Raw genomic sequence first — 26717 nt, 5'->3', positions numbered from 1 at the left:
TTCACGGCCTCAATGGCGGAAATGACGCATTCCGGTGAACACCATGGCAATTCCCGCGCGGTCGGCCGCGTCGATCACTTCCTGATCCCGGATCGAGCCGCCGGGCTGGATGACCGCCACCGCACCCGCCGCGATCACGCTCTCCAACCCGTCAGCGAACGGGAAGAAAGCATCGGAAGCCGCGACCGAACCGCTCGTCAAGGGCGCGCTCTCGCCCGCGGCTTCCGCCGCATCCTGGCTCTTGCGGGCCGCGATGCGCGCTGAATCCACGCGAGACATCTGACCGGCGCCGATGCCCACGGTCGCCCCGTTCTTCGCGTAGATCACCGCATTGGACTTGACGTGCTTGGCCACGCGGAAAGCGAACAGCAGATCCTGCATTTCGGCGCTGGTCGGAGCACGCTTCGTCACGACCCGCAGATCAGCCTCCTCCACGCGCCCCGCATCGCGGTCCTGCGCCAGAAACCCGCCCGCAACCGACTTGAAGGCCAGGCCCGGAGCGGTCGGGTCGGGCACACTGCCCGTCAGCAGGAGACGCAGGTTTTTCTTTTTGGAGAGTACGGCCTGAGCCGCTTCGTCGGCGTCGGGAGCAACGATCACTTCGGTGAAGATCGTTGAAATCTGCTCCGCGGTCGCGGCATCCAGCGTCCGGTTAAGCGCCACGATCCCCCCGAATGCCGAAACCGGATCACAACGTAACGCCGCCGCCCAGGCCGCCTCCGCCGTATCCGCCACGGCCACGCCGCAGGGGTTGGCATGCTTGACGATCACGATAGCGGGACGATCGAACTCGGCCACGGCTTCGAACGCCGCGTCGGTATCGTTCAGGTTGTTGTAGCTCAGCGCCTTGCCCTGCACCTGCCGGGCCGTCGCAATGCCGGGACGCGTGTCGCCATTGACGTAGAACGCCGCTTTCTGATGCGGATTTTCGCCGTAACGCAGCGTTTCACGACGCTCGCCACTCAGCGTCATCACGGGCGGGAATTCCTCGCCCAATTGACGGGCGAACCAGGTCGCGATCATGGAATCGTAGGCGGCGGTGTGGGCGTAAGCCTCGGCGGCCCAGCGTCGACGGGCTTCGAGCACCGTGCCCCCCGCCTCCAGAGCCGCGATCAGATCCTCGTACTGTGAGGGCGCGGTCAGAATGGCAACATGGTCGTGGTTCTTGGCAGCCGCCCGCACCATGGCGGGGCCGCCAATGTCGATGTTCTCGATGCAATCGTCCCACCCGGCGCCGGATGCGACCGTTGCCGCGAACGGATAAAGATTGACGCAGACGAGATCGATCGGCGCGATATCGTGTCGCGCCATCTGGGAGACATGCTCGGGGAGATCCCGACGACCGAGAATGCCGCCATGCACCTGCGGGACGAGCGTCTTGACCCGACCGTCGAGAATCTCCGGAAAGCCGGTATGTTCGGACACATCCGTCACCGCGAGCCCCGCATCACGAAGGGCACGCGCCGAACCGCCCGTCGAAAGAAGCTGCGCGCCATGCGCGACCAGCGCCTTGCCGAGCGCGACAAGACCCTGCTTGTCAGAGACAGACAACAGGGCCCGGCGGATCGCAAGACGTTCGGACGACATAGAAAGGACACTCCCCAGCATGGCGCCCACCGGTCGGACACGCGCCGTATTCCGGCTTGCTCTTATTGCTCCCGGCACATCAAGGCAACATGGACGCGGCCTGAAACCTCCGTATGACGGGTTTTTCAGGCAAACCGGCTTCAGGGAATGCAGAAGCCAGAGCCGACAGGCCACGTTCGCGGATTATCTGTTCCGCCCGAATTCCTTATTCTGGCCTTTTTATTCTGGCCTCCCCCACGCGGCATCGGGCCAACCCCTTCATCCTGCAACCCAGGCACCGGCCAGCCAGTGAGGCGACGCGATCGCCGCGCATGTCAGACGTCCACCCGTCAAAGGCGCCGGAACGCCCGTCGTGCCGGGAACGCAAAGCGGCAGACCCCGCAGGGAACGAACGGCGAGGAACGCGAAACATTCCGCTTCCAGAGCATCTCCATTCCAGCCCAGCGTCTCGACGGGCTCGACAGGCGCACCAAGCTGCGCGCGCAGACGCTCCATGAGCACCGGGTTGTGTCGCCCGCCCCCGCAGACATACCACGCGCAAGGACGCTCCGGCAGCACGGTCGCGCGCACGGCCTCGACCGTCAACGCCAAAAGCGTAGTCGCCCCATCCTCTGCCGATAGTCCCTCGACGGCCTCAAACGCGCGATGAAACGACAGACGATCGAGCGATTTCGGCAAAGGGACCGCGAAATAGGGATCGCGCAACAGGGTGGCCACGATATCCTCACGCGCCCGTCCCGCTCCGGCCAGCGCTCCATCGAGGTCACAGGCGACGCCGGTATGGCGCTCCGCCCAGTCATCGAGCAGGGCGTTCCCCGGTCCCGTGTCACAGGCCCATATCGCGCCGTCATTCGTCAGAAGCGTCACGTTCGCGACACCGCCGATATTCAGTACCGCGACGGGTCGGTCATGTCCGCGCAGAAGCGCGGCATGATAGAGCGGTGCGAGCGGCGCGCCCTGCCCGCCTGCCGCGACATCGTCCGTGCGAAAGTCATGCACGACGGGGAGGCGCGTTTCAGAAGAAAGGAGCGTGGCATCTCCTGCCTGCCATGTCAGACGGCGCTCCGGCGCGTGGAGAAGAGTCTGGCCATGAAAACCGATGACATCGACCGTGACACCGGGATGCTGACGACGCAGGGCTGCGACCGCTTCGGCATGCGCAAGCGTCAGGTCCCGAACGACCTGCGCGATACCCGCATCCGCTTTTGCATCGTCGAGCGCCCGGCCCGCCACATCATCCAGCACGCGCCGCAATGTCGCACGCAGTTCGGGCGCATAAGGAAGCGTCAGGGTGCCGATATGCGCGCCGACCTCCATGCCGTCCGTCTCGATCAGTGCGGCATCGACCCCGTCGAGCGACGTACCGCTCATCAGCCCAAGAGCGGTCAGCTTGTATGACATGCGCGCTCTCCGTCGCGTTTCAGCGCCACCCCACGGCCGCAAGCGCCTTTCTCAGATCGCCCTGATGGCGATCGAGGAGATCCTCGATCGCTTCCGCCGCGACACCCGCGCGAGCCAGAACCGCGCGTTTGACGTTGCCGCCTGCCCGTTTCAGCGCCGCCTCGATTTCGGCGTCCGTGCCGCCCGCCAGCATCTTCACCATCCGGGCCGCTCGCTTGCCCAGCTTGGCATTGGTCACTTTCATATCGACCATCTGCCCACGATAAACATGCCCCAACCGGATCATTATGGTGGTCGAAAGCATGTTCAAGGCGACTTTCTGCGCCGTCCCCGCCTTGAGACGGGTCGAACCGGAGACGACTTCCGGTCCCGTCGGCAGACGAATGCCGAATTCGGCTTCGTGCAGAACACGACCTTTGAGATTGCCGCTCACCCCGACAGTCAGGCTTCCGCATTCACGGGCGGTCGCGAGCGCGGCGCAGGTATAGGGTGTCGAGCCGCTCGCCGCGACACCGATGACCACGTCGTTCTCGTCCGGCACGAAGGAGAGGACCTCTGCGCGTGCAGCCTCTTCATCATCTTCCGCGCCCTCGACCGCCTGCGACACCGCGTCCAGACCACCGGCGAGAAGAAGAACGAGACGTTCCACGGGCATCCCGAAGGTCGGCGTCAGTTCGACCCCATCCTGCATCCCGACGCGTCCGGAAGTTCCCGCACCGACATAGAACATACGACCGCCCTTGCGCAGACGCGGGATCGCCGCCTCAACGACAGCCTCGATATCCGGCAGCGCCGCATGCGCAACGGCAACCGCCACCATCTGGGATTCCGCCAGAGCCGCGAGGACGGATCCCGTCGGCCAGAGATCGATATCGGCATAGCGCGGATCGGGGCGCTCCGTATCGCTGGTGTGGGAAGGCGCATAGTGCGCGACTGATGGCATGATGAAATTCCCGATCCGTAACGAGTAGTCTGGAAACCTAGAACATCATCCGGTCATAGGGAATCACCGGATCGCAACGCCATACTTAACCAAAACGACAGACCTCGCATGGACCGCCCGCCGGAAGTCCGGGTTTCAGCCAGCGGCCTGACCGAGATCAGCCACGACCATCACTTTACTTTCCATCCGGCTGCCGGACTTCCGGCAGCGGTGCGGCAGCCGCCATCGCCGTCGAGACCGCCGTCGCCATGCCCGACATGGAATCCGCCATGGTCGTCGGCATCAGGATGGTCGTGCCGCGATCCTTGTTCATTTCAAAAATGCGATTGATCTGAAGGATCTGCAACGCGATGGGATTGGCGGCATAGGATTTCGCCGCCTCGGCCAGTTCCAGCGCCACGGCGCGCTCCGCACTTGCCAGCGTCACGCGGGCCGCCTTTTCGCGCTCCGCCTGAGCCTGACGGCTCATGGCATCCTGAAGGCTTTCCGGCAACTGGACGTCGCGGATCTCGACGCCCTGCACGGTCACCCCCCATTCCGCCGTCTTGCGGGCAATCTGCTCGCGCAGTTCGTCGTCAATCCGACGACGGTCCTCGAGCAGCACGCTGAGATCGGAACTGCTGACGACCTCACGCAACGTCGTCAGGGCGACCATCGAAACCGAACTGGCGAAATCGTCCAGTTCGGTCACAGCACGCAGCGGATCGTGCACCATCCAGAAAATGACGGCATCGACATCCACGGGCGTCGTATCCCGCGTCAGCGTCTGCCGCGTGCTGACGGGCACGGTGCGAATGCGTTGATCGACGATGCTGCTGATCTGATCGAGAAACGGAACCGTCAGGAAAAGTCCCGGCCCGCTGAGCCCACGGATCCGACCGGCACGCAGCACGATCGCGCGCTCCCAGGCACTGCACAGGCGCACCGTCAGAAGAACGATCACCGCCAGAACGCCACCGGCAATCACAAACACGATGCCGGGGGGAAAGAGGGCCGCAACCCCGAGCCCGACGAGCACACAGAGCCCGGCCAGGGGCGCCGAGATGGAATTGAACAGGCGCGAGGCCCTCGTCGCATCCATTCCGGACGCAGTGGGGAAGATCGGCGGGAAAGAGCCCATCAGGATTGTATCTCCAAAAGAGAAAGCATGGTGCGGGCAACGTCTTCAGGCGGCAGGCCCTGAGCCCGCGCGACAGCGATGGCGGAGGCGGCGCAGGCTTCGACCTGGACCTGCCGAACGGTATCGTCGGGCATCGGCGGAGCGCGGGACACGAAGCTGCCCCGTGCGCGTCGCGTCTCGATGGCTCCCATACGTTCAAGCTCCGCATAAGCCCGCTGCACGGTGTTCAGATCGATCGAGAGATGGACCGAAAGCTCACGCATGGTCGGCAGGCGATCATTAGCGGCAAGGCGCCCATCTCCGATGGCGGCCAGCACGCCTTCGCGCAGCTGCACGCGCAACGGCACGCCGCCGGACGAATCGAGAGGTTGCGGAAAAATCAATGACGACTTGTCTGCATACATGCCAACAATAAGACATCTCTTTTGCGTCCTCCGTCAAGCGAAACTGTTCATCGCGTATTTCTGTCCCCCGTTGGTTTCTGCCCCGCGTCGGCCTGTGGTAAGGAAGCGCCGCCCAAGGACACACACTGGAAGACGACCCGTTGACCGCTGCCTCCCCTACGCCGTCCACCGACGACGCGCCGCTGGTTCTGGCGCTGCCGAAAGGCCGCATCCTCAAGGCCCTCAAACCCGTCCTCTCGCGGGCGGGCCTGATGCCAGATCCAGGCTGCCTCGACGGAGACAGCCGGGCCCTGCGCTTTCCCACGAACGATCCCCGGCTGGACGTCGTGCGCGTGCGCTCCTTCGACGTCGCCACCTTCGTGGCCTATGGCGGCGCGCAGATCGGCGTCTGCGGCGCGGACGTACTGATGGAATTCGACTATCCGGACATCTACGCCCCCCTCGACCTCGGCATCGGCGCCTGCCGCGTCTCCGTGGCGCGCCCTGTCAGCGACGTCGTCGACGGCCACGCGCCCGCCAGTTCGCAGATTCGCGTCGCCACGAAATATCCCGCCATCACGCGTCGGCATTTCGCGACACGTGGCGTCAATGCCGAGATCGTGCATCTCAACGGCGCGATGGAACTGGCGCCGACGCTCGACCTTGCCAGCGTGATCGTCGATCTGGTCGATACCGGCTCGACCCTGCGCGCCAACGGGTTACGCGAGACGGAGGTGATCGCTCATGTGACCAGCCGTCTGATCGTCAATCGCGTTGCGCTCAAGACCCGTCCCGAAGAGATTGGCGCCCTGATCGAACGTTTTCGGTCTGCCTTGCAGGAGACTGTGGCATGAAACGCCTTGCGACCACGGACGCGCAGTTCGAACAGGCCTTCGCGGCCCTTCTGAACGACCGGAGTTCCGTCGAAACCAGCGTGGCCGAACCGGTCCGCGCCATCCTCACGGATGTCCGCGCACGCGGAGACGCCGCGCTCTGCGATTATACGAACCGCTTCGATAATCTGAATCTCAAGCCGGAGACGATCCGCATCGACGCGGATGACATTGCGCGCGAGGCCGCCAGGGTTCCGCAGGATCTGGTTGAAGCCCTGGCTGTCGCGGCGACCCGGATCGAGAGCTTCCATCGCGCGCAGGCTCCACGGGACCTGCATTATACGGACAGCGACGCCGTCACGCTGGGGATGCGCTGGACACCGCTGGACGCAGTCGGATTGTATGTACCGGGCGGCAAGGCCGCCTATCCGTCCTCCGTGCTGATGAACGCCCTGCCCGCGCGTGTCGCAGGCGTGTCGCGGATCGCCATGTGCGTTCCCTGTCCCGGCGGCGTCCTCAACCCTCTCGTGCTCGCCGCCGCGCAGATCGCCGGCGTGACGGAAATCTACCGTGTGGGCGGCGCCCAGGCTGTGGCGGCTCTGGCCTACGGAACCGCCACGATCGCGCCCGTAGACCGCATCGTCGGGCCCGGCAACGCTTATGTGGCCGAGGCGAAACGACAGGTTTTCGGACATGTCGGCATCGACTCCATCGCCGGTCCGTCCGAAGTCGTGATCGTCGCGGACGCCCACAACGACGCGCGTTTCGTGGCCCTCGACCTTCTGGCTCAGGCCGAGCACGACGAACTGGCCCAGGCCGTCCTCATCACCGATGACGCGGTTTTCGCCAATGCTGTCATCGGCGCCGTGGAGCATGAGTTGCGCACCCTGCCGCGCGCGGCGATCGCCAGCCGCTCCTGGGAAGACCATGGGGTCGTGATCCTCGTCCGGGACTGGGACGAAGCCGTGTCCGTGACGAACCGTCTCGCCCCGGAACATCTCGAGGTCATGCTGGACTCGCCGGAAGTCTTCGCGGCCGGAATTCGCCATGCGGGCGCGATTTTCCTGGGGCGTTACTGCCCCGAAGCCGTCGGCGACTATGTGGGCGGTCCCAATCACGTTCTGCCGACGAGCCGCACGGCGCGGTTTGCGTCCGGCCTTTCCGTGTTCGATTTCCTCAAACGCACGACAACCATCGCGACCGGCCCGGACGGGCTGCGGCGCATCGGTCCCGCGGGCGTGGCGCTTGCGCAGGCCGAAGGGCTGGATGCCCACGCTTTGAGCCTGTCGGCCCGGCTGGACGCTCTTACAGGCGAAACGTGACCTTAAAGACGACCCGGAAACGGTATAAAGCCGGGTTTTGCTTGACGGAACGCGCCTTGATCCGCACATAACGCGCTGACCGATTTCCGGGAGCCCGCGCTCCCGCTTGGCAGGGCTCTTTTCCCGCCCCTTCCTCAACGAGACGAAAGACACGATGTCAAAAGAAGATATGATCGAATTCAGCGGCACCGTCACGGAGTTGCTGCCCAATGCCATGTTCCGCGTCACGCTGGACAACGAGCACTCCATTCTCGCTCATACCAGCGGCAAAATGCGCAAGAACCGCATTCGCGTTCTGGCGGGCGACCGCGTGAATGTGGAAATGACCCCCTACGATCTCTCCAAGGGCCGCATCACCTTCCGCTTCAAGTAAGAGCGTGATGGACTCGACGGTTCAGCCCGAGCCGACCGCTCTCTTGCGACCGCGCCTGATCCTGGCCTCGGCTTCGCCCCGGCGTCTCGACCTCCTGCGACAGATCGGCATCACGCCCGATGCGGTCGCCGCTGCGGAACTCGACGAAACGCCGAGGCCAAACGAACTCCCGCGAGACTGCGCCAGACGGCTCGCCCGTTCGAAGGCGCACTTCGTCGCGACGCAGGCCGATGAGCCTGCCCTTGTCATCGCCGCGGATACGGTTGTGTCGCTCGGACGACGCATTCTCCCGAAAGCCGAGAATCGCGACGAAGCGCGGAAATGTCTCGAAATGCTTTCCGGTCGCCGCCATGTCGTCATGACGGCGGTGACAGTCATGCCTACGGCGAGCTGGACACGCGGACGCGAGGTCCATCGGCTCGTGGAAAGTGCCGTTACGTTTTCCCGGCTCACCCCCCAACAGATCGACTTCCTGCTCGATCAGGGAGACTGGGAAGGCAAAGCTGGCGGCTACGCCATTCAGGGCATGGCGGCTGCCTTCGTCCGCATGCTGGGCGGCAGCCACTCGGCCGTCATGGGGCTTCCTCTTTTCGAAACCGCGCAGATGCTGCGAGGCCAGCCGGGACATTTCGTCGCATGATGGAAATCCGCGTCGCCTGTAGTCCGGGCGAAGCGCGGATCGCGGTGATCGACGGCGAAACGCTTGAAGATTTTGCGTTTTGGCGCCCTGGCCGTCCCGACGGTTACGGCGATCTCCACACAGTTCGGGTCACGGCCCCGATGGACGCCATGAACGGCGCCTTCGTTGTCCTCGCCGACGGGGGCGAAGGCTTCCTGACGGGGCGCCACAAGGAGGGAACGCTCGTCACCGCACGCGTGACCCGCAGCGCCCAGGGCGGAAAAGGACCCCGTTTACGTCCCGTCGAGGGAAAGCCCCGTGCTCATCCAGCCCTCATGGCACCTGGCCCGACGCCTCTGGAGGTCCTGGCGGACACCCATCCCGACGCTGACATCCTGATCGACGACCCTGCCTTCGCCGCCGCCCTGCCGACATCTCTGCGTTCGCGTGTCCGACGCGTGCTGTCTGCTTTCGATCCCGTTACGGAGGCTCTGTGCGACGCCCTCTCCGACCCAACCGCCGAATTGGACGGCGGCCTTCGCGCCACCTTCACGCCGACGCCCGCGCTCATCGCCATCGATCTCGACAATCCGATGCCTGACGCGCGCCGACTGCGCCCCGTCGCGCAGGTTGCCGCGAATATCGCGGCCATTCCGTCGTTGTGTCGCGAGATCCGCCTTCGCAATCTGAGCGGCGCGATTGTCATTGATCCCGCAGGCATCATACCGCGTAAACGCAGCGCCCTGCTTCCCGCGATGGAAGACGCGTTGCACTCGGACCCGCAATCGCCGCAGGTTCTGGGCGTCACCGGTCTAGGGCTGATCGAAGTCGTCCGCCCGCGCGGCCGGGCGCCCTTGCATGAACTGCTGCGGAGCCCGCATGGCATTGGGCTGGCGGCTCTGCGCGCCATGCTTGCACGCAAACCCGAACACGTCTCGGAGCCCCCAATTCTGCGGGCGTCCATTCCCGTGATCCGCGCGCTCGAGAACGATCCTCTGGCGCTGAATGCATTCGCACTCGTCTATGGTGCTGCCGTCGCCCTCGAAATCGCGCCCGACTTCCCTGTGACCTTCTGGAGCCAGGACTGATGACCACTTGCCCTATCTGCAACAAACCTGCGACCGCGAACTTCAGGCCTTTCTGCAGTCGCCATTGTGCCGATGTCGACCTCGGACGCTGGTTCAACGGCGACTACCGCGTGCCCTCGACACGGGAAGAAGACGATGATGTGGAAATAGAGTCAAAAACTTCGCGCTCCCCGCTTGATCCGGATGACAGCATCCGGTAAATCCCCGTTCGCACCCGGACGAAACGCTTTGCCGGACGCTCGGTGCCCAAGTAGCTCAGTTGGTAGAGCATGCGACTGAAAATCGCAGTGTCACTGGTTCGATCCCGGTCTTGGGCACCATTTACGCATCCGCCAGAGTGCGGGAAAGCTTGAAAATCCCCAGAAATCAGCTGATGTTGTTTCCGCCCATGTGCGGTGACGTGTGTCTTTACGCGCCATCAGCCGGAGCATCTTGGAGTATGGCTGGGGGTAGTTCCGCCTGTCCTGCCTCCGCATCGGGGTATCGGCCAAGGTATGAAACAGCCTCTCCCAGACGCCCGCATGCGACCAGCGCCGAAAACGGGGGTGGAGTGTGGCCCTTTTGCCAAAAACCTCCGGTAGATCACGCCAGTGAGCCGCATTATCGGCCATCCACAAGGTCGCATCTACGAACAGCCGATTATCGATCCCGCTTTGGCCAGGCCGTCCGATCCGGCCGGGGAGATGGTTTTTGATCCGGTTCCATTGTTCGTCTGTTAGTGTCCGTTTAGTCAAGGCTCGCCCTCCATGGACAGCCTTGAATCAGAACTGTAATCCAAGTGGAACTCCTGAATGCAGACAGGCCCTAGGTGTTTGGTCCCGGGGTTTAATGGTGTGATATTTTCACGTGAGTGGAAGGAAGCATTATGGGACAGATACGTCATGGCAGCGCCACGACCACGCACGCCGTGTGAGCAGCAATACAGCGATCGCAGGCTTCGCTCGCGGCGCTGAGCGGGGAGTTCGAGATCAACCCGAAAACCGTTGCGAAATGGCGCAAGCGTCGGACGGTTGAGAATCAGAAGACAGGTCCTAAAGAGCCGTGCTCAACGGTCTTTTCCGAGACGGACGAAGCGATGATGGTTTTCCTGCCGAACGCCTTGTCGGAGATGAAGGCATCGCATTCGAGACCGTCAATCAACGGTGGCACGTCCACACTGTCAAAGCACTGCCCGGGCATCAGACGAAAACGCACGAGATTGTTCAGGGCATCCATCAGCGCGAGGATCTTCGTCGTCATGCCGTCTTTCGAGCGACCCATGGTTTCCCCTCTTTTTGCGCCCTGGCGTGCCTGTAAACCTTCATAATCATTGCATCGACCATGGCATATTCCATATCCGGATCACCCGACAGAACATTGAAAATCCGTTCGAAGACATCGGCATTGCGCCAGTCTCTGAAGCGTCGGAATGGAGTGCTCCAGTTGCCGAACACGGCGGCCAAATCACGCCCTGGACTTGCCGTTCGGACAATCCAAAGCATCACTTTCACAAAAAGCCGGTTGTACCGACCGCTTCGACCTGGACCCGTCGATTTGCCAAGTTCCCAAGACATTAGGGTTCAGTCAGCGTCCATTGGGTGTCCGTCAGTACAAACCGTGCCATCAGAAGTTTGAATCATAGCTCAAGCCTTAAACGGATATCCGAATTCCGACCTCGAATGACAAACATGGGACATGGAAAAGATAAGGCATACGGTCCCGATGAAGAGCGAACACTAGGGCTGTTATGGCTTGAAGATGCAGTGGGTCTGCATAGCTCTTTGTGATGAGCATGATACAATCTGTGATTTCTGATGATGCTTGGCGGGTCTGGGAGACTCTGATCGAGGCGGTGCGACCTAAAGGCAAAACACCGCCGCGCAACCTGCGCCAGACGGTGTCGACGATCTTCTGACGTCACCAGAACGGCGCGAAATGGCGATCTATCCCCTCTGAATTCGGCCCCTGGTGGACCGCAGCCCAGCTTTTCATTCGATGGGCGAAGCTCGGCGTCTGGGAAGGACTCTGCGAGCGAGCAAAAAACCGGGATCTAGTCATAGGAATGGTCTTTCTCGATGGCAGGAACATCAGGGCGCATCACAAGGCAGCGGGAGCAGCCAAAAAGGGGGATTCCGAAAGAGCCAAAGCGATTGTCAGGCACTTGGTCGCTCGCGTGGAGACTTTGGCAGCAAGGTCTGCAAGCGGCCAATGGGCGCGGAAAAGCCCTGTCGTTCACCCTGGCGCCAAGACAGGCGCACGAACTGCCCTCTGCCATGGCGCTCTTGGACGCGTTGCTGGACACACCGCGCTATGTTGTCTGTGACCTGGGATACGCTTCGAACCGGTTTCGTGAAGCCCTGTGGAGCAGAGACTCACGGCCGGTCATTCCACCCAAACGAAACGAGCTGCCCGTCTCGTGCCCGAAATGGGCCTACCGGAACCGCCATCTGGTCGAGAACCTATGGGCGCGCCTAAAGGAATGGAGAGCCGTTGCCACCCGCTACGAAAAAACCGCCGCTTCCTTCATCTCCGTGATCTGCATCGCAGCTGCCGCACATCATATCAAGAACTAACAGGGCCTAACGAATGGCACTCACGGGACTGGCGCCTAACCGTTCAAGCGCATGATGACGAGACATACTATTCGAAACGGCCGCGACAATAAAAGTGTGAGTATTTAAATATATATTAAATTATAAGATCCGAATACATCTAAAGTATAAATTTATAAATAGTAGTTCTGTAAGAAAGTTATAATTTATAAATAATGTATAATACACTTAACAATTATTTTTAAATTCACTCAAGCCTAGCAACAGCATTAATTTTTACGTTATGTGAGATCTCCGCAAATGATAAAACATATATTATAGGCTTAAGCCTTTCCATTACAGATTTTACAGACAACCTAATCTCTGGATCAACAATTATCACCACAGGCCCGTTAGAGAAAGATTGATTAATAACACCCCGGATCTCATTTAAGAATTTATTAAGCTCCTGTGCGGCAATTCCTCCGATCCCTCCGCCCCTTGACGCGTTCAAAAAAACAGAACTCCACAATCCACCGAGTAAAATAGCGGAAATCTCACCCTTTTCATTGGAAAATTTTGCACTAATTTGACGAGATAAACGTAATCTCACATGAGCGACAATTTCCGGAACGAGCTTTAAACCTAGAGTAGAGGCTTCTTGTATAGCCTCCAATATCACTGATATATCTCTAATTGAAATATTTTCAGAAAGTATTGATTGAAGTATTCTATGTACTGTTCCAACAGATACAATATTTGGAATTATATTTGAAATTATTTTCATATCCTCCTCTGAACATGAAGAAATAATTTTATCAGCATCATGATATGAAAATAAATCAGATATGTTATTTTTTATAGATTCCGATAAATGAGTTACAATAACACCGATAGAATCAACAACAGTATATCCTTCCATTAAAGCCACCTCTCGATCCCGAGGATCGATCCAAAGTGCTTTGATGCCAAAAGCTGGATCTACTGTTTCCTCACCAGAAATTTTTGGAATCCCTCCTTTGGGATCCATTGATAATAATCCATTAGGCTTTACACGGCCGCTCGCAACCTCAATATCGCGCACCTTGATTGAATATGCTTCTGCCGGAAGAGAAAGATTGTCTTGTATTCTAACAGGCGGAAGTATAAATCCTATATCATTAGCAAGTAGTTGTCTTATAGTTTTTATTTTAGAAGTCAACCTAGAAGATTCACTATTCATCACAGCCAAAAGCGAAGATCCAAGCTCTATTTTCAAAGGATCTATAGTTGGGACTATAACCCTCTCGCACGCATCTACTTTCGATTCCGGAATGATCGATGAAGCATTCAGGGCAAATTCACCATGCTTATTATTATTGTAATATCCAAGTAATAAAATAGATATACAGAAAAAAGAAATTAAGAAAAATATCCAAGACGGCAAACCCGGTATAAATGAAAATATTAAACATATTATAGATGTTATTAGAATAGGTTTTTTTTCGGACGTTAACTGCCTTGACAAGACCACGTCTGTTCGCTCAGTTCCAGCCCCTTTCGTCACTACAATACCGGCAGCAGTGGAAACAAGCAGTGCTGGAATCTGCGCGATAAGCCCATCACCCACAGCAAGAGTCGAAAATGTATTCAAAGCCTCAAAAAGAGACATGTTATGTCTTACGAGGCCGATAATAAGACCTCCACATATATTTACGACTGCGATAATAATTCCTGCTATGGCATCACCTCGTACAAATTTTGCAGCACCATCCATCGTGCCAAAAAATGCACTTTCTTCCTCTAGATGACGCCTACGCGACCGAGCAACCTCATCATTAATCGCGCCCGAGGAAAGTTCAGCATCAATAGCCATTTGTTTTCCAGGCATCGCATCTAGTGAAAAGCGGGCAGCAACCTCAGCTATACGGCTGCTACCCTTCGTAATCACCATAAAATTTACAATCAAAATTATTATAAATATTATAGAACCAATAAATAAATCCCCTCCCATAAGAAGAGACCCAAACGCCGCCACAACATGACCAGCAGCATATGTGCCCTCAAATCCATGAGAAAGTATCAGTCGCGCTGTTGCCACCTCTAGAGCCAGCCTTAAAATAGTCGTAAACAATATTAGCGAAGGAAATGAGCTAAAATCCAGGGGTTTTTCTATAAATAAAGAAACCATAATTACTAAAACAGAAATAGTTAGAGACAATGACAAACCCAAATCTAAAAACACAGGGGATACTGGAAACACTATAATAGACAAAACTAAAATTACAGAAACAGCCAAAACTACCCCTGAATTTATGCGAATATTACTAATTAATGGAAATTTCTCTAAAATTAAGGTTAATTTTTTTATGCATACGTTAGAGATATGATTTATGTTTATATTTAACATACTTTAATATACCGTATTTTTAATTTGTTTTATCTTCTTCAACTCTATCCATTTTTACGATTTCCGTCATAGTAATTCCTAATTTGCTCTCATCAAGCATAACAATTTCACCTCTTGCTATTAGTCTGTTATTGACTAAAATATCGATTGATTCGCCGATACGACGATCCAGTTCAACTACAGCTCCCCGTCCTAATTTAAGGAGTTGACTAACTTGCATATTCGCCCGCCCTAAAACAGCGCTTACAGTAATAGGAACACTATAAATTGCTTCGAGTTCATGTGTATAGCGCGGATTTTCAGAAGGAAAAACCTGCTCCTCGGAGAAAGTCTCATTTTTTTCCATTATTATCTTCCATTATAGCCTATTAAGTTTTAAAGATATTTTTCCACTTTCATTGGATATATTTAAGAGTTTATTTTTTGAACTTGCATCTATCCAAATACAATTTTTCTTTTCATTCCACTCAGCAAATTTCTTGCCTGAAAAATCGCCAGAAATAGTAATTTTATCTCTTTCAGAACAACTCGTACCTTCGATATATTTTTCAATAACTTCATTGACTGTTGATTTTATTATTTTTTCATCAAGATCGCAAGAAAATTTTAATAGAAAAGCTCTCATTATTTTTTCCAAAATCTTTCTATTTAATATTTTTTCTTTATTATTTTCTTCTAAAACGCAATTGACAGATTTTTGAAGAGAAAAATATGCTCGTCTCTTATCAGACGCTACTTTAAGTCTCTCATGAGACTCTCCCTGCACTCTTCCCTCCATTAATCCTTTCTCATACACCAAATCCTGATCGACCGTAGATATTTTAATTTCTACGGGCTCTTGATTATCTATTTTGGAAAAAAAAACTTTATCCGGAATAGTTACTTTTTTCGAAAAATCATCAAAAATGAAGTTGATCATAAAATCATCTCGTCCGAGTTTGAAAAATCAGGTATCTCTATTTGTCCATCATCAATAAGATCTTTTGCTATTTGTACAATTTCATCCTGAGCATTATCAACATCTTTCAAGCGAACACTTCCCAGAGCCTCCATATCATCGCGAAGCATACGAACACTTCTTTCTGACATACATTTAAAAAATTTACTTTTTATTTCATCTGTTGTTCCTTTAAGGGCCATAGGCAGGATAGCCTTATCAACACGCGCAACGATTGTCATCATTGCATCTTGAGGCAATCTGACTACATCATCAAAAGTAAACATGAGTGTTTTAACGCGCTCTGCATCTGCCTCGCTCTCGTCTCGTAAATCTGTCATCAAACGAGTTTCAACACGCCGCTCCATTCTATTAAATATTTCAGCCACACATGCGTGATTATCCTTCATTGATCCAGCAGATGTTGTTGTTACAAATTCAGTTCTCAACGTATCTTCTATTCTCTGTATTGCATTTTTTTGAATACTTTCTGTTTTCAGTATTCTTATTATAATACTTGTCGCTACATTTTGTGGTAAGATTGAAATAATACGAGCGGCCTGACTTGGATTAATTTTCGATAAGATAATTGCCACCGCCTGTGGATGCTCACTCTTCAGATAGTTTGCTAGCGTCGCATCAGGAACATGTGCAATTTTTTCCCAAATATTTCGCCCGGATGGTCCCCTGATTTCATCCATGATTTGGGTTACTCGTGATGACGGCAGAAATTTACTGAGCATATTTTCGGTGATGTCAGCGTTACCTACGAATGTCTCGTTCCCCTGCAATGCCTTCGAAAATTCTTCGCAGACAGACTCTACAGCTTCCGCTGAAAGTCTGCCCAATTGTGACATCGCTACAGAAATATCTTTGACTTCACCGTCGTGCATTTCCTTAAAAAAAACACCACAATTTTCCGGGCCTAAAGCAAGCATCAAAATCGCAGCTTTTTGCACGCCGTTTAGATTTACGCCGCTCATGTTAACCCCCCTCTGCCGGAGAAAGCCATGATCTAAGAACAGCCAAACTCTCGTCTGGACGAGAGTTTACGAGTTCTGCTGCAGCCTGTATCGCTGAGAGCCTTATCTGACCATCCACGCCTCGCATGGAAATTAAACTACCCTCATCTATACTTTTTCCTTCTGATACATTTTCCGGAGACTCAAGCATTAAACCTGAAGACGATGTGAGCATCGGCGTTGCACTCGCCAATTTATTGTCCACAGGCACCGCCAATACTCCTCTATTTGCATTATCAGACGCCAAAGAAGAATTATTTTTCTCTTTCAAAAGCGGCCGAACAACAAATACAGCAAGCATTATTAATGCAACAAACGCTGATACAGTCTTAAGAATTCCGTAAGCATGATCGGAATTCAATATTTTTGAAATTAATGCTTGCGGTCTTCCGTTATAACTTTCAGATATATCTGAAAAATGCATCGACTGAACGGTTACGATATCTCCACGACGGGAATCGAACCCAACTGTGCTCTTCACAAGATCAACCAGACGGGATAGTTCTTCCGAGGAACGTGGCACCTGAACACTTTTACCTGCAGAATTTTTTACGCTTACATCATCTATAACTACGGCAACTGTAACCCTCGCGATTTTTGGAACATCTTGTACGAGCACCTGAGTGGTTTTGCCAATTTCATAATTATCTGTCTCATCCTGTTGTGATGACTGGCTTCCCGAATGGTTCTGTCCAGCTTGAGCATTCGGTAAATTGTTTTCTACAGAAACGTTCTTTTCTTGATCGTTGTTGATATTCTTTTTTGTTCTAGTTTGTTGTGATCGTAATACCTGCTGATCTGGATCAAAACTTTCATGTGTTTGTTTCACATGATCAGTATTCATCGTTACATTCGTTTCGACCCGGATATGGTCAAATCCAAGGCTGGCTGCCAATATACCTTCGACCGAACGTGACAGACGAAGCTCTTCTTCTCGACGCATAGCTTCAGGGTCAGTGTCGCTGAGGCTGCCGGGTTCACGGCCGTTCGCAGCCAGCACATGTCCCCGATCATCGACAACCGAAATAGCGCCTGCCTTGAGTCCTGGAACGGCGCCACTAACGAGGTTGAGAATGGCAGAAACACTTTCCGTATCGAGTTTTTGCATATGCGTGGATGAAATAATCACACTGGCCTGAGCATCCTGCTCCGCTGCGGAAAACAACTCTCTATGCGGAAGGACGAGATGAACACGAACCGATTTAATACCGTGAATCAAGGTTATCGATCGTTCAAGCTCCCCCTCCAAAGCCCGTGTACGATCAATATTTTCTTCAAAGTCACTCGTTGAAAGACCACTTTTCTTATCAAAAATTTCGTATCCGACATTTCCCGAGGAGGGCAGCCCCGCTTTTGCGAGTTGCAAGCGCGCATCTGCCAACTTATCACTGGCAACATAAACGTTCTGAGCGTCGTCTGAGACGCGATATGCAATATGTGCCTGCTTCAACTGGTCAGCGATCTCTGCACTCTCACGGGGTTCGAGATCTCTATACAATAGAGTGCTTGGCTTACTATTCTGCGAAATGAGAATCCCGACCAACGCCGTCATGACAAGCGCGACCCCACCAAGTGCTGCCAGCTTGGGAAAACCGAGAGCTCGGAGATTCGCAATAATATTATTCACCGGCGCTCCGATTGAAGATCAGCAGACGAGCTTGCACTTAAACAACGAACGACAACGGATCGCTCCCGTCAGTGCACTCATATTAGGGAGGTTATATAAATTAACGGTTAACGTGAGACGTTAGGATGTCGCTGTTCCAGCATTGGAAGCATCAATCGCAGACAAATCGTCAATCGACGTCGTCACGGATCCAAGCTGCACATTCACGCCATTGGACGTCTTTTGCACGCCCGTCACCGTGCCGCCAGTCGTCGTCTGCAAGGCTGTCGTCGCGCCTGTTGTGGTGGCTTGCACGACAGCGACATTGTAAGCGCCATCAGTCAGTTGCGCTCCGCTGTCGCTCTTCCCATCCCACGTCCATGTATTCGTCCCGGTCGTCGGCATCAATTCGTCTGTGCGAATTGTCATTCCGGCAGCATTCGTGATCGCGATGGCTACCGGTTCCGTAGAGTTGGAATCAAACGATACCGAAGCTCTCCCATTTTGTAGAGACAGCTTTGAAGAATCCAGATTCACGCTCTTGCCAACCAGACTTTGGCTAGACGTCAGGGTGTTGTCCTGGGTCGCGGAAATAAGCGTCGAAAGATTGCTATTCGTTTTGACCTGCTGTTCAACTCCAGCAAACTGCGCCAACTCGCTTGAGAACGAATCTGTATTCATCGGGCTACTCGGATCCTGATGCTGAAGCTGCGTCGTCAGCAATGTCAGAAACGAATTGTAGTTATCCGCGAGCGAAGAGAGCGCATCCGAGGAACTGGTCGCACCCATGGAAGACGAGTTGGCGTTGGAGACCGCCGAGCTTTTTGCGGCGGTCTTTGCAGCACTGAGCAAACTTGCAGAAGATACTGAAGGTGTATGCGAAATAACGGACATGATTGATCCTCAGGCGATAACGTCGAGTAGGGAAACAAAAATACTTTTCGATGGGGATTTCGCATCGCTTCCAGCATTCTCAACCTCGCTTGAAGCGGGCAGGCTTCCGACGCTGCGGTTGAGCCAGATAGGAGTTTCCATGACAGCCAACTCAATATCGGACGAGATCGTTTCCGCAGCATGATCTGTCAGATGCGTTACGCCTGCCGCATTTTGCACGACGGCGCGCAGATCATCCAACCTGTCGGCGAGAGATGCATTCATTCCTAAGTCAGTCGCATGCACTTTGAGAGACTGCTTACCATTCTCGCTGGTTGGCCCCATATGAATAACGAGACGATGTCCTTCGCCAAGATCCTGTTCGACACGCGTCTCAACAGTGTCGCCAGCGCCCGAGATTAGGGCACGCAGTCCGGTCCGCTGAGCCGCCTCAGGCGCGGCTGCCTCAGGGTCGTTTGGATCGACAACAGGAGCAGATCCGATCTCCTTGCCAGGGTCCGGTTCCAATTGGGTTGATGCTTCTGGGAGACATTCAGCAGGAGCAGCCAGCGAGATATCTCCCATCGCGTTTCCGATCTCTGGTGACAGATCGGAACTGACAATCGAATTTTGAAGGGAAGGCTCCATCTTAGCGCCTAAGTCCTCAGTCGCGTCACTGGATGCAGGACTCAGGGACTGCCCCAACCCGGAGGCCACCGCCCCCACCGAGGCGGGCTGCGGACTTCCGGTTTCTGCAATCGTCGTCTTATTATTCGAAACCACGCTTCCGGAGAGATCTGGAGGAGCACCCAAACCAGGAGAGCCCCGATCCGCACTCTCCTTGATCTGATCGAGCGTAGCATCTTCGGATTGACTTGGACGAACTGAAGAGGCTGCCTGATCAGTATCATTTAGTGATGCGCGAGAGGAACGCGAAAGACCCGGCGATACTGATAATGGTTGCGACGCCTCCGAGACGTGCCCCCCCTCCCCTACTTCTTCACCTCCACCGGATATGCTTTTTCCGGACATGCTCTTTACAGCCAAATGAGACTTAGAATTCGAGACCGTCTCATTCCCAACCGCAATGGCAGACGGCTTCGACTTCACGTCAGCTGACGACATTTCCGTCCCGTTATGCTGCAGTGAATTGACTCGTGGAGTTCTCATATCATGAGATTGAGAAGAATTCCCGACGGTCTGAGCCGGTATTTCCTTCACTTCCGAATGCTCAAAACTTTTGAGAAACGCCTGAAAGCGCTCTTCGGGTGGGGTTGGCACACCGAGAGTAGCTACGTCGCGAGTAATGATACCCGACATTGTCAAATTCTGAATCGTAGCAGCCATAGGACGTCCCTCCTGCCGCTACTCTCCCTCAGAATTGTAAAGGAAGTCTTATGATTCGCCGAGTTTAAAGCGAATCATCCAATGATTTTCACTGCCTTTCAGGGACTTCCTCATCAAAAGGCTGAACCCTGATCGCTTTTCCGGTCCGGTCATAATAAACGATCGCGCTACCACGCCTTTCCGCGTACCCATCCGGTTGCCCATCCGGCGTGCGAAAAAGAAGACGTCCGGCATCCGGCTGCTCGATAATCTTGTCTCCCGGCGGGCAATAGCGATAGCGGCTGTAATCGGCATGCGCCTTTCTTAAAGTCGTTGATCTGGCCAGATCATGCAGAGAGGGTCCCTTGGGCCCGTCATCGTCTCCCCCCTGTGCTTGAGCGGAAGACGCGGAGGCAAAACTCATGCCAAGCCCCATACAAAGAATCGCCAATCTCGTATTTGTGACGATGCCTACCCTCATTTCCAGATCCTCCGTTTTCCAGCCCCATTGATTCAGCGGATCGCACTGTTCTTATGCGTCGCCGCTTTCGATTCGACCGTCTTCTGGCTCCATCCACCGCCAAGAGCACGGTAGAGAGTGACCAGATTCTGGTATTTTGCCAGTTCGACCGTTACGAAAGCCTGCTGAGCTTGGTAGAGGTTTCGCTGCTGTGTAAGCGCGGTAAGATAGGGATCAATACCACTGTCGAAACGCAGTTTAGCGAGATCATAGGCTCCTTGCGAAGCCTCAACCAGATCATGAAGCCTCTGTCCCTGTGCGAGATAGGTCTCCCGTCCCGTCAACGCGTCTGACACTTCCCTGAACGCCGTCTGTACCGATTTTTCATACGCGGCAATCTGCTGCAACCGACGGGCCTTGGCGATTTTCAGGTTTCCCTCGTTTTGACCCCAGGTGAAAATCGGCAAGGAAATCGACGGCGAGATGGCCCACATTTCGGAACCCGGTGTGAACAGATGACGGAACTGGAGACTGCTGACACCCTCCGATGCTGTCAGCGTAACCCGCGGAAAGAACGCTGCACGCGCGGCGCCAATGTCCGCATTGGCACCAATCAGGGTATGCTCGGCGGCACGGATATCCGGCCGACGCGCCAGCAGTTCGGAAGGCAGCCCTGCGGGCAGATCCGCAAGAAGCGTTTGCTGCCCAAATGGCGCCGGAGGGGGAAGATCGGCGGGAAGCGGCACACCCACCAAAAGTTGAAGGGCATGCTCATCAAGAGCCACCTGCCGCTGATACTGCGCCTGATAGCCTGCCGCCTGATCCACCTGTGTCTCGGTCTGATGCAACGTCAGGAGATCTGTAGAACCACGATCATACATCATCTTCGTCAGACGCAGCGTCTCGCTTTGCGAAGCCAGCGTGTCGTTTGTGATCTTCAGCAGTTCCCGATCCGCGAGCCATTGCAGATAGGTTGTCGCAACCTGGGAAACCGTCGTGATCTGCACCGAACGAGCATTTTCCTCGCTCGCAAGCGCCGTCTCGGCCTGCTGCCTGGTCAGGTTCCGGATACGACCGAACAGATCGACCTCATATGAGGAAAAACCGATTCCGACCGAATAATAGCGCAACATTGCAACGCTCTGACCGACACCCGGCGCAAAGCTGAACCCGGCATTGCTCGACGGCGCGTAATACTGCCCCTGCCCCGTGGTGCTGATGGTCGGGAACAGAGAGGCATTCTGAACCTGGAACTGTCCCTGCGCCTCCATGATCGCTCCCACCTGACTGCGGAGATCACGATTATTTCGTATCGTAAGGTCGATCAACGCCCGTAGACGGGCATCCACAAAGAAGCTTTCCCACCCGATATCGGCCGCGGCCCGGTCAGCATGCTCGTTGGGGACGTGCGTGTCGTCAGGATAGGCATTCCCGACGGGCAAGGAAGGCTTCTGGTATTTGGGCGCAAGGTTGCATCCCGCCAGAAATGTCGTCGAAACCAGGACGAGGCTCAGACCTCGCACACCGCGAAAACCAGCAGAAATCAGCATCATACACCATGCTCCTGGGTCGCGACGCTGGATCGCTGGTGAGGATCGACACGGTCCTTGATACGCGTGACCCTGAAGATACGAAGGACGAGAACGAAAAACAGAGGAACAAAGTACACCGCCAGCAAGGTTGCCGACAGCAATCCTCCCACAACGCAGGTGCCAATGGCTACACGGGCGGCTGACCCTGCACCGCTTGCGATCGCGAGCGGAAACACGCCAACGACGAACGCAATCGACGTCATCAGAATCGGCCGTAACCGCTCCCGCCCTGCCTTGAGCACAGCCTCTTCAAGACTGTCACCCTGCTCGAAAAACGCTTTGGCGAATTCAACGATCAGAATAGCGTTTTTCACCGACAGGCCTACAGTGGTCAGCATGCCCACCTGAAAATAAACGTCATTGTTCAGTCCTCGTCCGTAGGTCGCCAGAATGGCGCCCAGCACACCCAGAGGCAGGACCAGCATGACGGCAAAAGGAACCGCCCAACTCTCGTAAAGCGCGGCCAGACAGAGAAGAATTACGAGCGCCGCAAGCGCATATAGCGGTCCGGTGGAGCCACCAGAAGCGATCTGTTCAAAGGAGAGGCCCGTCCACTCATACCCGATGCCATCAGGCAGCTTTTCGAGGATCTTTCGCATCTCCTGCATCGCCTGGCCGGAGCTGGCCGCAGCGGACGGTTGACCCAGAATTTCATAGGAGTTCAGACCATTGTAATCTTCGACCTTTTGCGGCCCGACGATCCATCGCCCCTGAACGAACGTGTTGAGCGGCACCATCTGGCCCGCGGCATTTCGCAGATACCATTTGCTCAGATCCGACGGCAGCATGCGCGAAGCGGCTTCACCCTGAATATAGACCTGCTTCACACGGTCGTCGCGCAGGAACTGGTTGACATAGATCGACCCCAGCGCGCCCTCGATGGTCGTGTTGATGGCCTCGTTGGTGATGCCCTGCGCAAGAGCCTTGGAACGGTCAATATCGAGATGATATTGCGGCGCATCCTCGAGTCCGTTCGGACGCACGGCCATCAGCAGAGGATTTTTGGCCGCCATCCCAAGCACCATGTTTCGTGCCGCGAGAAGCTTCTCGTGACCGACATGCCCGCGATCTTCCAGTTCCAGATCGAAGCCCGTTGCATTGCCGAGTTCAAGGACCGCCGGCGGGTTGACGGCGAAGATCTGCGCTTCAGGGTCATTCCAGAAGTGCATCATGACCTTATTGGCGATGACCATAGTGGAATTAGCCTTGCCAGGCCTGACACTCCAATCTTTCATCTTGATGAAGAAAGCGCCGGAATTCTGGGATTGTCCTGCGAAGTTGAACCCGTTCATGGCAAAGACGGATTCGACCTGATCGCCATAAGTTTTGAGGACATAGTCCGTAACGCGCCGGTTGACGCTGGCCGTCTGCTCCTGCGTCGCACCCGGACGCATCGTGATCTGCCCGAAAATCAGTCCCTGATCTTCGTCCGGCAGAAAGCCACCCGGAACGCGCATGAAGATAAAAGCCGCGGCCCCCGTGAGGAGCGCGAATGCGAGGAGCGACAGAAAGCGGAATTTCAGCACTCGGCGAACACCGCCGAGATAACCGTCAGTCATTTTCGCGAAGTTACGATTGAACCATCCCGCCAGACCTTTATCTTTCTCGTGCTCCGTGGGTTTGAGCATCGTTGCGCACAGCGCCGGGGTCATGACCATGGCCACGAGAACAGACAACCACATCGCCGCGACGATCGTGATGGAAAACTGGCGGTAGATCACGCCTGTCGAACCACCGAAGGCCGCCATCGGCAGAAACACGGCGCTCAGTACGAGCACGATGCCGACGAGGGCGCCCGAGATCTCATCCATTGATTTGCGCGCGGCTTCACGCGGGGAAAGATGCTCCTGCGTCATGACGCGCTCGACATTTTCCACGACAACGATCGCATCATCCACGAGAAGGCCGACAGCCAGGACCATGGCCAGCATGGTCAGAGTGTTGATGGCAAAGCCCAGCGCCGACATCACGGCAAATGTTCCGAGGAGAACAACCGGAACGGCGATCGTCGGGATCAGCGTGGCACGGAAATTCTGCAGGAAGATAAGCATCACGACGAAAACAAGCGCGATGGCCACGGCGAGAGTTTTAACGACATCCTCGATCGAGAGAGTGATGAACGGCTCGGTATCGAGAGGATAAACGACCTTAAGACTTTGCGGAAAAAACTTCTGCAGTTCCGCCAGCTTCTCACGGACTGCCGCTTCGGTCTTGAGCTGATTCGCTCCGGGCGCCAGTTTCAGCGCCAGGCCGCCAGCAGGGTGGTTGTTGTAAAATCCCTCCATGCTGTACGTCTGAGCGCCGAGTTCGATCTTCGCGACGTCATGCAGACGAACCTGCGAACCGTCCTGCTGCACTTTCAACAGGATATCATTGAACTGCTGCGGGTCGGAGAAACGCGTCGGACCTATGACGGTCGCATCAAAGCCAATGCCGTTCTTGGCGGGCAGGCCGCCGAGTTCACCGGAGGAAACCTGGATATTCTGATCAGAAATTGCGGTTTGCACATCCGGTACGGTCAGGGAATATTTGAAGAGCTTCGCAGGATCGAGCCAGATCCGCATCGCATATTCGGCACCGAACAGGGTGTGATCGCCGACACCCGAGACTCGCGAGAGGGGGTCGACAACGTTCGATGCCATGTAATCAAGAATGTCGTGGCCATTCATGCTGCCATCGGTCGAGATGAAACCGACCACAAGCATGAAGTTCTTGACCGCCTTGACGACATTCAGGCCCTGCGCCGTGACCTCCGTCGGCAGACGCGCCATAGCAAGCTGCAACTTGTTCTGCACCTGCACCTGGGCAATGTCGGGATTGGTTCCCTGCTCGAACGTGAGGTCGATCTCCATCGAGCCGTTCGCGTAAGACTGCGCGGACAGATATTCGAGATGATCGAGGCCGGACATCTGCTGAAGGATCGGACGCACGACCGTATTGTTCACGGTCTCGGCGGAAGCACCCGGATCGGTGACGGTAATGCCGATCTGCGGCGGCGCCACCGAAGGATACTGCGCAATCGGCATCCGGAAAATACAAACCAGGCCAAGGAGCATGATGATGCACCCGATGACCCAGGCAAAAACCGGGCGATCGATGAAAAAACGTGACATGCCGCTTATTCCGCTCCGTTGGCCGGTTTCGCATCATGCGGCGCGACGCTCGCGCCCGGCTTGACCTTCTGGACGCCCTCGACCACCACGCGGTCACCTGCTTTGAGGCCATCCGTCACGACCCAGTTCGTGCCCACGGCACGCCCTACGCTGATGTGCCGCGATTCCACCTTGTCATCCACGCCAACGACGAAGACCGTCGGCTCGCCCTTCGTGTCGCGTGCCACGGCGATCTGCGGCACCAGAAGGGTTCCTGACTCCACGCCTTCGTCGATGCTCGCATGGACGAACAATCCAGGCAGCAGCAACTTGTCCGGGTTCGGAAACTCCGCGCGCAGGACGAGCGTGCCGGTCGCCGGGTCAATCGTGACTTCGGACAGCTTCAGTTTGCCTGGATGTTCATAGGTGCTGCCATCGTCCAGCACGAGCGACGCCTGCGGACTGCCGTCGCCATCGCGCCGCAACTGCCCTTTCGCCATCTCGCGACGAAGACGCAGCATGTCGGTATCGGCGAGGTTCACGTCGACATAAATCGGATCGAGTCTCGTGACGACGGCGATGGCGAGAGTCTGCCCCGGCGTGACGAGCGTGCCGGGGGTGACCAGCATGCGTCCAATACGCCCGTCGATCGGCGCCCGCACGGATGTCCAGTCCAGATTGACCCTCGCGCTTTCGACATTCGCCTTGGCCTGGGCGATATCGGCGTCCGCTGAGCGGGCCTGAGCCAATGTATTGTCATAATCCTGACGACTGACCGCGTGCGCGGCGGCGAGCGGTTTATAACGATCGAGCTGCGCATGGATGCTCATCGCCGCCGCTTCGGCATGCAAAAGCTGGGCGCGGGCCTGGTCGTAGCTCGCCTGGAAAGGGGCCGGATTGATCTGGTAGAGGAGCTGGCCGACTTTGACGTCCGCTCCCTGCTCGAAAGTGCGCTTGAGAATCAGACCGCCGACCTGCGGGCGGATCTGGGCCTGCTCGAAGGCTTCCGTGCGACCGGGCAGAACTGTTTCCTGCTTCACGTCCTGCGGCTGTATCGTGACGACACCAACAGCCTGCGGTGGTGGCGGGGGCGGGGGCGCTTTTTTCTGACAGGCGGCCAGACCGATCACCGATATCATGGCCGAGGTCAGCGGAAGCGCACGGCGAAAGCCGACTCCTCGCGTCTTTTTTGAAGTGAAACTCAAAAATTTCGTTCCGGCCTGCATGTCAAAGCGATCCGT

Annotated in this window: 24 protein-coding genes, 1 tRNA gene and 3 pseudogenes; 9 read left to right on the top strand and 19 right to left on the bottom strand. The window is 55.7% G+C overall.

What is annotated here, in order from left to right:
* Positions 1 to 9 precede the first annotated feature (9 nt).
* From purH to PWM43_RS02285, 5 genes are all read right to left on the bottom strand, one after another.
* Positions 10 to 1587: a bifunctional phosphoribosylaminoimidazolecarboxamide formyltransferase/IMP cyclohydrolase gene (gene purH, locus PWM43_RS02305; protein WP_289840942.1), complete on the bottom strand. Its 1578-nt coding sequence runs from the start codon at positions 1585 to 1587 to the stop codon at positions 10 to 12.
* A 258-nt stretch (positions 1588 to 1845) separates the two neighbouring features.
* Positions 1846 to 2988: an anhydro-N-acetylmuramic acid kinase gene (locus PWM43_RS02300; protein WP_289840941.1), complete on the bottom strand. Its 1143-nt coding sequence runs from the start codon at positions 2986 to 2988 to the stop codon at positions 1846 to 1848.
* Positions 2989 to 3007: 19 nt separating this feature from the next.
* Positions 3008 to 3931: an N-acetylmuramic acid 6-phosphate etherase gene (locus PWM43_RS02295; protein ID WP_289840940.1), complete on the bottom strand. Its 924-nt coding sequence runs from the start codon at positions 3929 to 3931 to the stop codon at positions 3008 to 3010.
* Between the two features lie 175 nt (positions 3932 to 4106).
* Positions 4107 to 5051: a slipin family protein gene (locus tag PWM43_RS02290; protein ID WP_289840939.1), complete on the bottom strand. Its 945-nt coding sequence runs from the start codon at positions 5049 to 5051 to the stop codon at positions 4107 to 4109.
* The gene (locus PWM43_RS02285; protein ID WP_289840938.1) at positions 5051 to 5455 is read right to left on the bottom strand and encodes a GntR family transcriptional regulator; all 405 of its coding nucleotides are present in this window, start codon (positions 5453 to 5455) and stop codon (positions 5051 to 5053) included. Before PWM43_RS02285 ends, PWM43_RS02290 begins: the two co-directional genes overlap by 1 nt.
* 140 nt (positions 5456 to 5595) lie before the next feature.
* On the opposite strand from PWM43_RS02285, the gene hisG reads away from it, so the two are divergent.
* The 7 genes from hisG to PWM43_RS02250 all read left to right on the top strand — a co-directional run bounded on the left by hisG (position 5596) and on the right by PWM43_RS02250 (position 9989).
* Positions 5596 to 6288: an ATP phosphoribosyltransferase gene (gene hisG, locus PWM43_RS02280; protein WP_289840937.1), complete on the top strand. Its 693-nt coding sequence runs from the start codon at positions 5596 to 5598 to the stop codon at positions 6286 to 6288.
* Positions 6285 to 7589 carry a histidinol dehydrogenase gene (gene hisD, locus PWM43_RS02275; RefSeq protein ID WP_289840936.1) on the top strand — a complete coding sequence of 435 codons (1305 nt, stop codon included), beginning with the start codon at positions 6285 to 6287 and terminating at the stop codon, positions 7587 to 7589. Before hisG ends, hisD begins: the two co-directional genes overlap by 4 nt.
* A 154-nt stretch (positions 7590 to 7743) precedes the next feature.
* Entirely contained in the window at positions 7744 to 7962 is a 219-nt protein-coding gene (gene infA / locus PWM43_RS02270; protein WP_289840935.1) for a translation initiation factor IF-1, read from the top strand.
* A 7-nt stretch (positions 7963 to 7969) separates the two neighbouring features.
* Positions 7970 to 8602 (top strand): Maf family protein, encoded by a 633-nt coding sequence (locus PWM43_RS02265; RefSeq protein ID WP_289840934.1) that lies wholly within the window; start codon positions 7970 to 7972, stop codon positions 8600 to 8602.
* Positions 8599 to 9669, top strand: a complete 1071-nt coding sequence (locus PWM43_RS02260; protein WP_289840933.1) for a ribonuclease E/G — start codon at positions 8599 to 8601, stop codon at positions 9667 to 9669. Before PWM43_RS02265 ends, PWM43_RS02260 begins: the two co-directional genes overlap by 4 nt.
* A complete protein-coding gene (locus tag PWM43_RS02255; RefSeq protein ID WP_289840932.1) occupies positions 9669 to 9869 on the top strand; it encodes a DNA gyrase inhibitor YacG in 201 nt (66 codons plus the stop codon). Before PWM43_RS02260 ends, PWM43_RS02255 begins: the two co-directional genes overlap by 1 nt.
* A gap of 44 nt (positions 9870 to 9913) precedes the next feature.
* Positions 9914 to 9989, top strand: a tRNA-Phe gene (locus PWM43_RS02250).
* A 156-nt stretch (positions 9990 to 10145) separates the two neighbouring features.
* On the opposite strand, the pseudogene PWM43_RS02245 reads toward PWM43_RS02250, so the two are convergent.
* Positions 10146 to 10403, bottom strand: a pseudogene (locus PWM43_RS02245) (transposase); the annotation flags it as partial.
* A 185-nt stretch (positions 10404 to 10588) separates the two neighbouring features.
* Here PWM43_RS02245 and PWM43_RS02240 point away from each other — a divergent pair.
* Positions 10589 to 10753 (top strand): annotated as a pseudogene (locus tag PWM43_RS02240) (IS481 family transposase); the annotation flags it as partial.
* Here PWM43_RS02240 and PWM43_RS02235 read toward each other — a convergent pair.
* Together PWM43_RS02235 and PWM43_RS02230 are read right to left on the bottom strand one after the other, a co-directional pair.
* On the bottom strand, positions 10687 to 10908 hold the full coding sequence (locus PWM43_RS02235) for a hypothetical protein (protein WP_289840931.1): 222 nt from the start codon (positions 10906 to 10908) through the stop codon (positions 10687 to 10689). The pseudogene PWM43_RS02240 and the gene PWM43_RS02235 sit on opposite strands and share 67 nt — an antisense overlap.
* Positions 10905 to 11222 carry a transposase gene (locus PWM43_RS02230; RefSeq protein ID WP_289840930.1) on the bottom strand — a complete coding sequence of 106 codons (318 nt, stop codon included), beginning with the start codon at positions 11220 to 11222 and terminating at the stop codon, positions 10905 to 10907. The genes PWM43_RS02235 and PWM43_RS02230 overlap by 4 nt, the downstream gene beginning before the upstream one ends.
* Positions 11223 to 11452: 230 nt before the next feature.
* Here PWM43_RS02230 and PWM43_RS02225 point away from each other — a divergent pair.
* Positions 11453 to 12221, top strand: a pseudogene (locus PWM43_RS02225) (IS5 family transposase).
* 226 nt (positions 12222 to 12447) lie between these two features.
* On the opposite strand, the gene PWM43_RS02220 reads toward PWM43_RS02225, so the two are convergent.
* The 11 genes from PWM43_RS02220 to PWM43_RS02170 form a co-directional block, all read right to left on the bottom strand.
* On the bottom strand, positions 12448 to 14568 hold the full coding sequence (locus PWM43_RS02220; RefSeq protein WP_289840929.1) for a flagellar biosynthesis protein FlhA: 2121 nt from the start codon (positions 14566 to 14568) through the stop codon (positions 12448 to 12450).
* 19 nt (positions 14569 to 14587) lie between these two features.
* Positions 14588 to 14914, bottom strand: a complete 327-nt coding sequence (gene fliN / locus PWM43_RS02215) for a flagellar motor switch protein FliN (RefSeq protein ID WP_289840928.1) — start codon at positions 14912 to 14914, stop codon at positions 14588 to 14590.
* Positions 14915 to 14926: 12 nt separating this feature from the next.
* Positions 14927 to 15487 (bottom strand): hypothetical protein, encoded by a 561-nt coding sequence (locus PWM43_RS02210; protein WP_289840927.1) that lies wholly within the window; start codon positions 15485 to 15487, stop codon positions 14927 to 14929.
* The gene (locus tag PWM43_RS02205) at positions 15484 to 16488 is read right to left on the bottom strand and encodes a flagellar motor switch protein FliG (RefSeq protein ID WP_289840926.1); all 1005 of its coding nucleotides are present in this window, start codon (positions 16486 to 16488) and stop codon (positions 15484 to 15486) included. The genes PWM43_RS02210 and PWM43_RS02205 overlap by 4 nt, the downstream gene beginning before the upstream one ends.
* A 1-nt stretch (position 16489) precedes the next feature.
* Positions 16490 to 18154, bottom strand: a complete 1665-nt coding sequence (fliF, locus tag PWM43_RS02200; RefSeq protein ID WP_289840925.1) for a flagellar basal-body MS-ring/collar protein FliF — start codon at positions 18152 to 18154, stop codon at positions 16490 to 16492.
* 120 nt (positions 18155 to 18274) lie between these two features.
* Positions 18275 to 19027, bottom strand: coding sequence for a flagellar hook assembly protein FlgD (locus PWM43_RS02195; RefSeq protein ID WP_289840924.1), 753 nt, complete (start codon positions 19025 to 19027; stop codon positions 18275 to 18277).
* 9 nt (positions 19028 to 19036) lie between these two features.
* Complete coding sequence (locus PWM43_RS02190) at positions 19037 to 20353, bottom strand: hypothetical protein (RefSeq protein ID WP_289840923.1); 1317 nt, start codon at positions 20351 to 20353, stop codon at positions 19037 to 19039.
* A gap of 88 nt (positions 20354 to 20441) precedes the next feature.
* Complete coding sequence (locus tag PWM43_RS02185; RefSeq protein WP_394356010.1) at positions 20442 to 20756, bottom strand: hypothetical protein; 315 nt, start codon at positions 20754 to 20756, stop codon at positions 20442 to 20444.
* An 89-nt stretch (positions 20757 to 20845) separates the two neighbouring features.
* Positions 20846 to 22345, bottom strand: a complete 1500-nt coding sequence (locus PWM43_RS02180) for an efflux transporter outer membrane subunit (RefSeq protein WP_289840921.1) — start codon at positions 22343 to 22345, stop codon at positions 20846 to 20848.
* Entirely contained in the window at positions 22342 to 25497 is a 3156-nt protein-coding gene (locus PWM43_RS02175; protein ID WP_289840920.1) for an efflux RND transporter permease subunit, read from the bottom strand. The genes PWM43_RS02180 and PWM43_RS02175 overlap by 4 nt, the downstream gene beginning before the upstream one ends.
* A gap of 5 nt (positions 25498 to 25502) precedes the next feature.
* Entirely contained in the window at positions 25503 to 26615 is a 1113-nt protein-coding gene (locus PWM43_RS02170; RefSeq protein ID WP_289841158.1) for an efflux RND transporter periplasmic adaptor subunit, read from the bottom strand.
* Positions 26616 to 26717 lie beyond the last annotated feature (102 nt).

It is taken from the genome of Brytella acorum, assembly GCF_029309905.1.
Classification (GTDB): domain Bacteria; phylum Pseudomonadota; class Alphaproteobacteria; order Acetobacterales; family Acetobacteraceae; genus Brytella; species Brytella acorum.
Note: the sequence above shows the minus strand (reverse complement) of the source record. Positions and strands in the feature narration are given on the sequence as shown.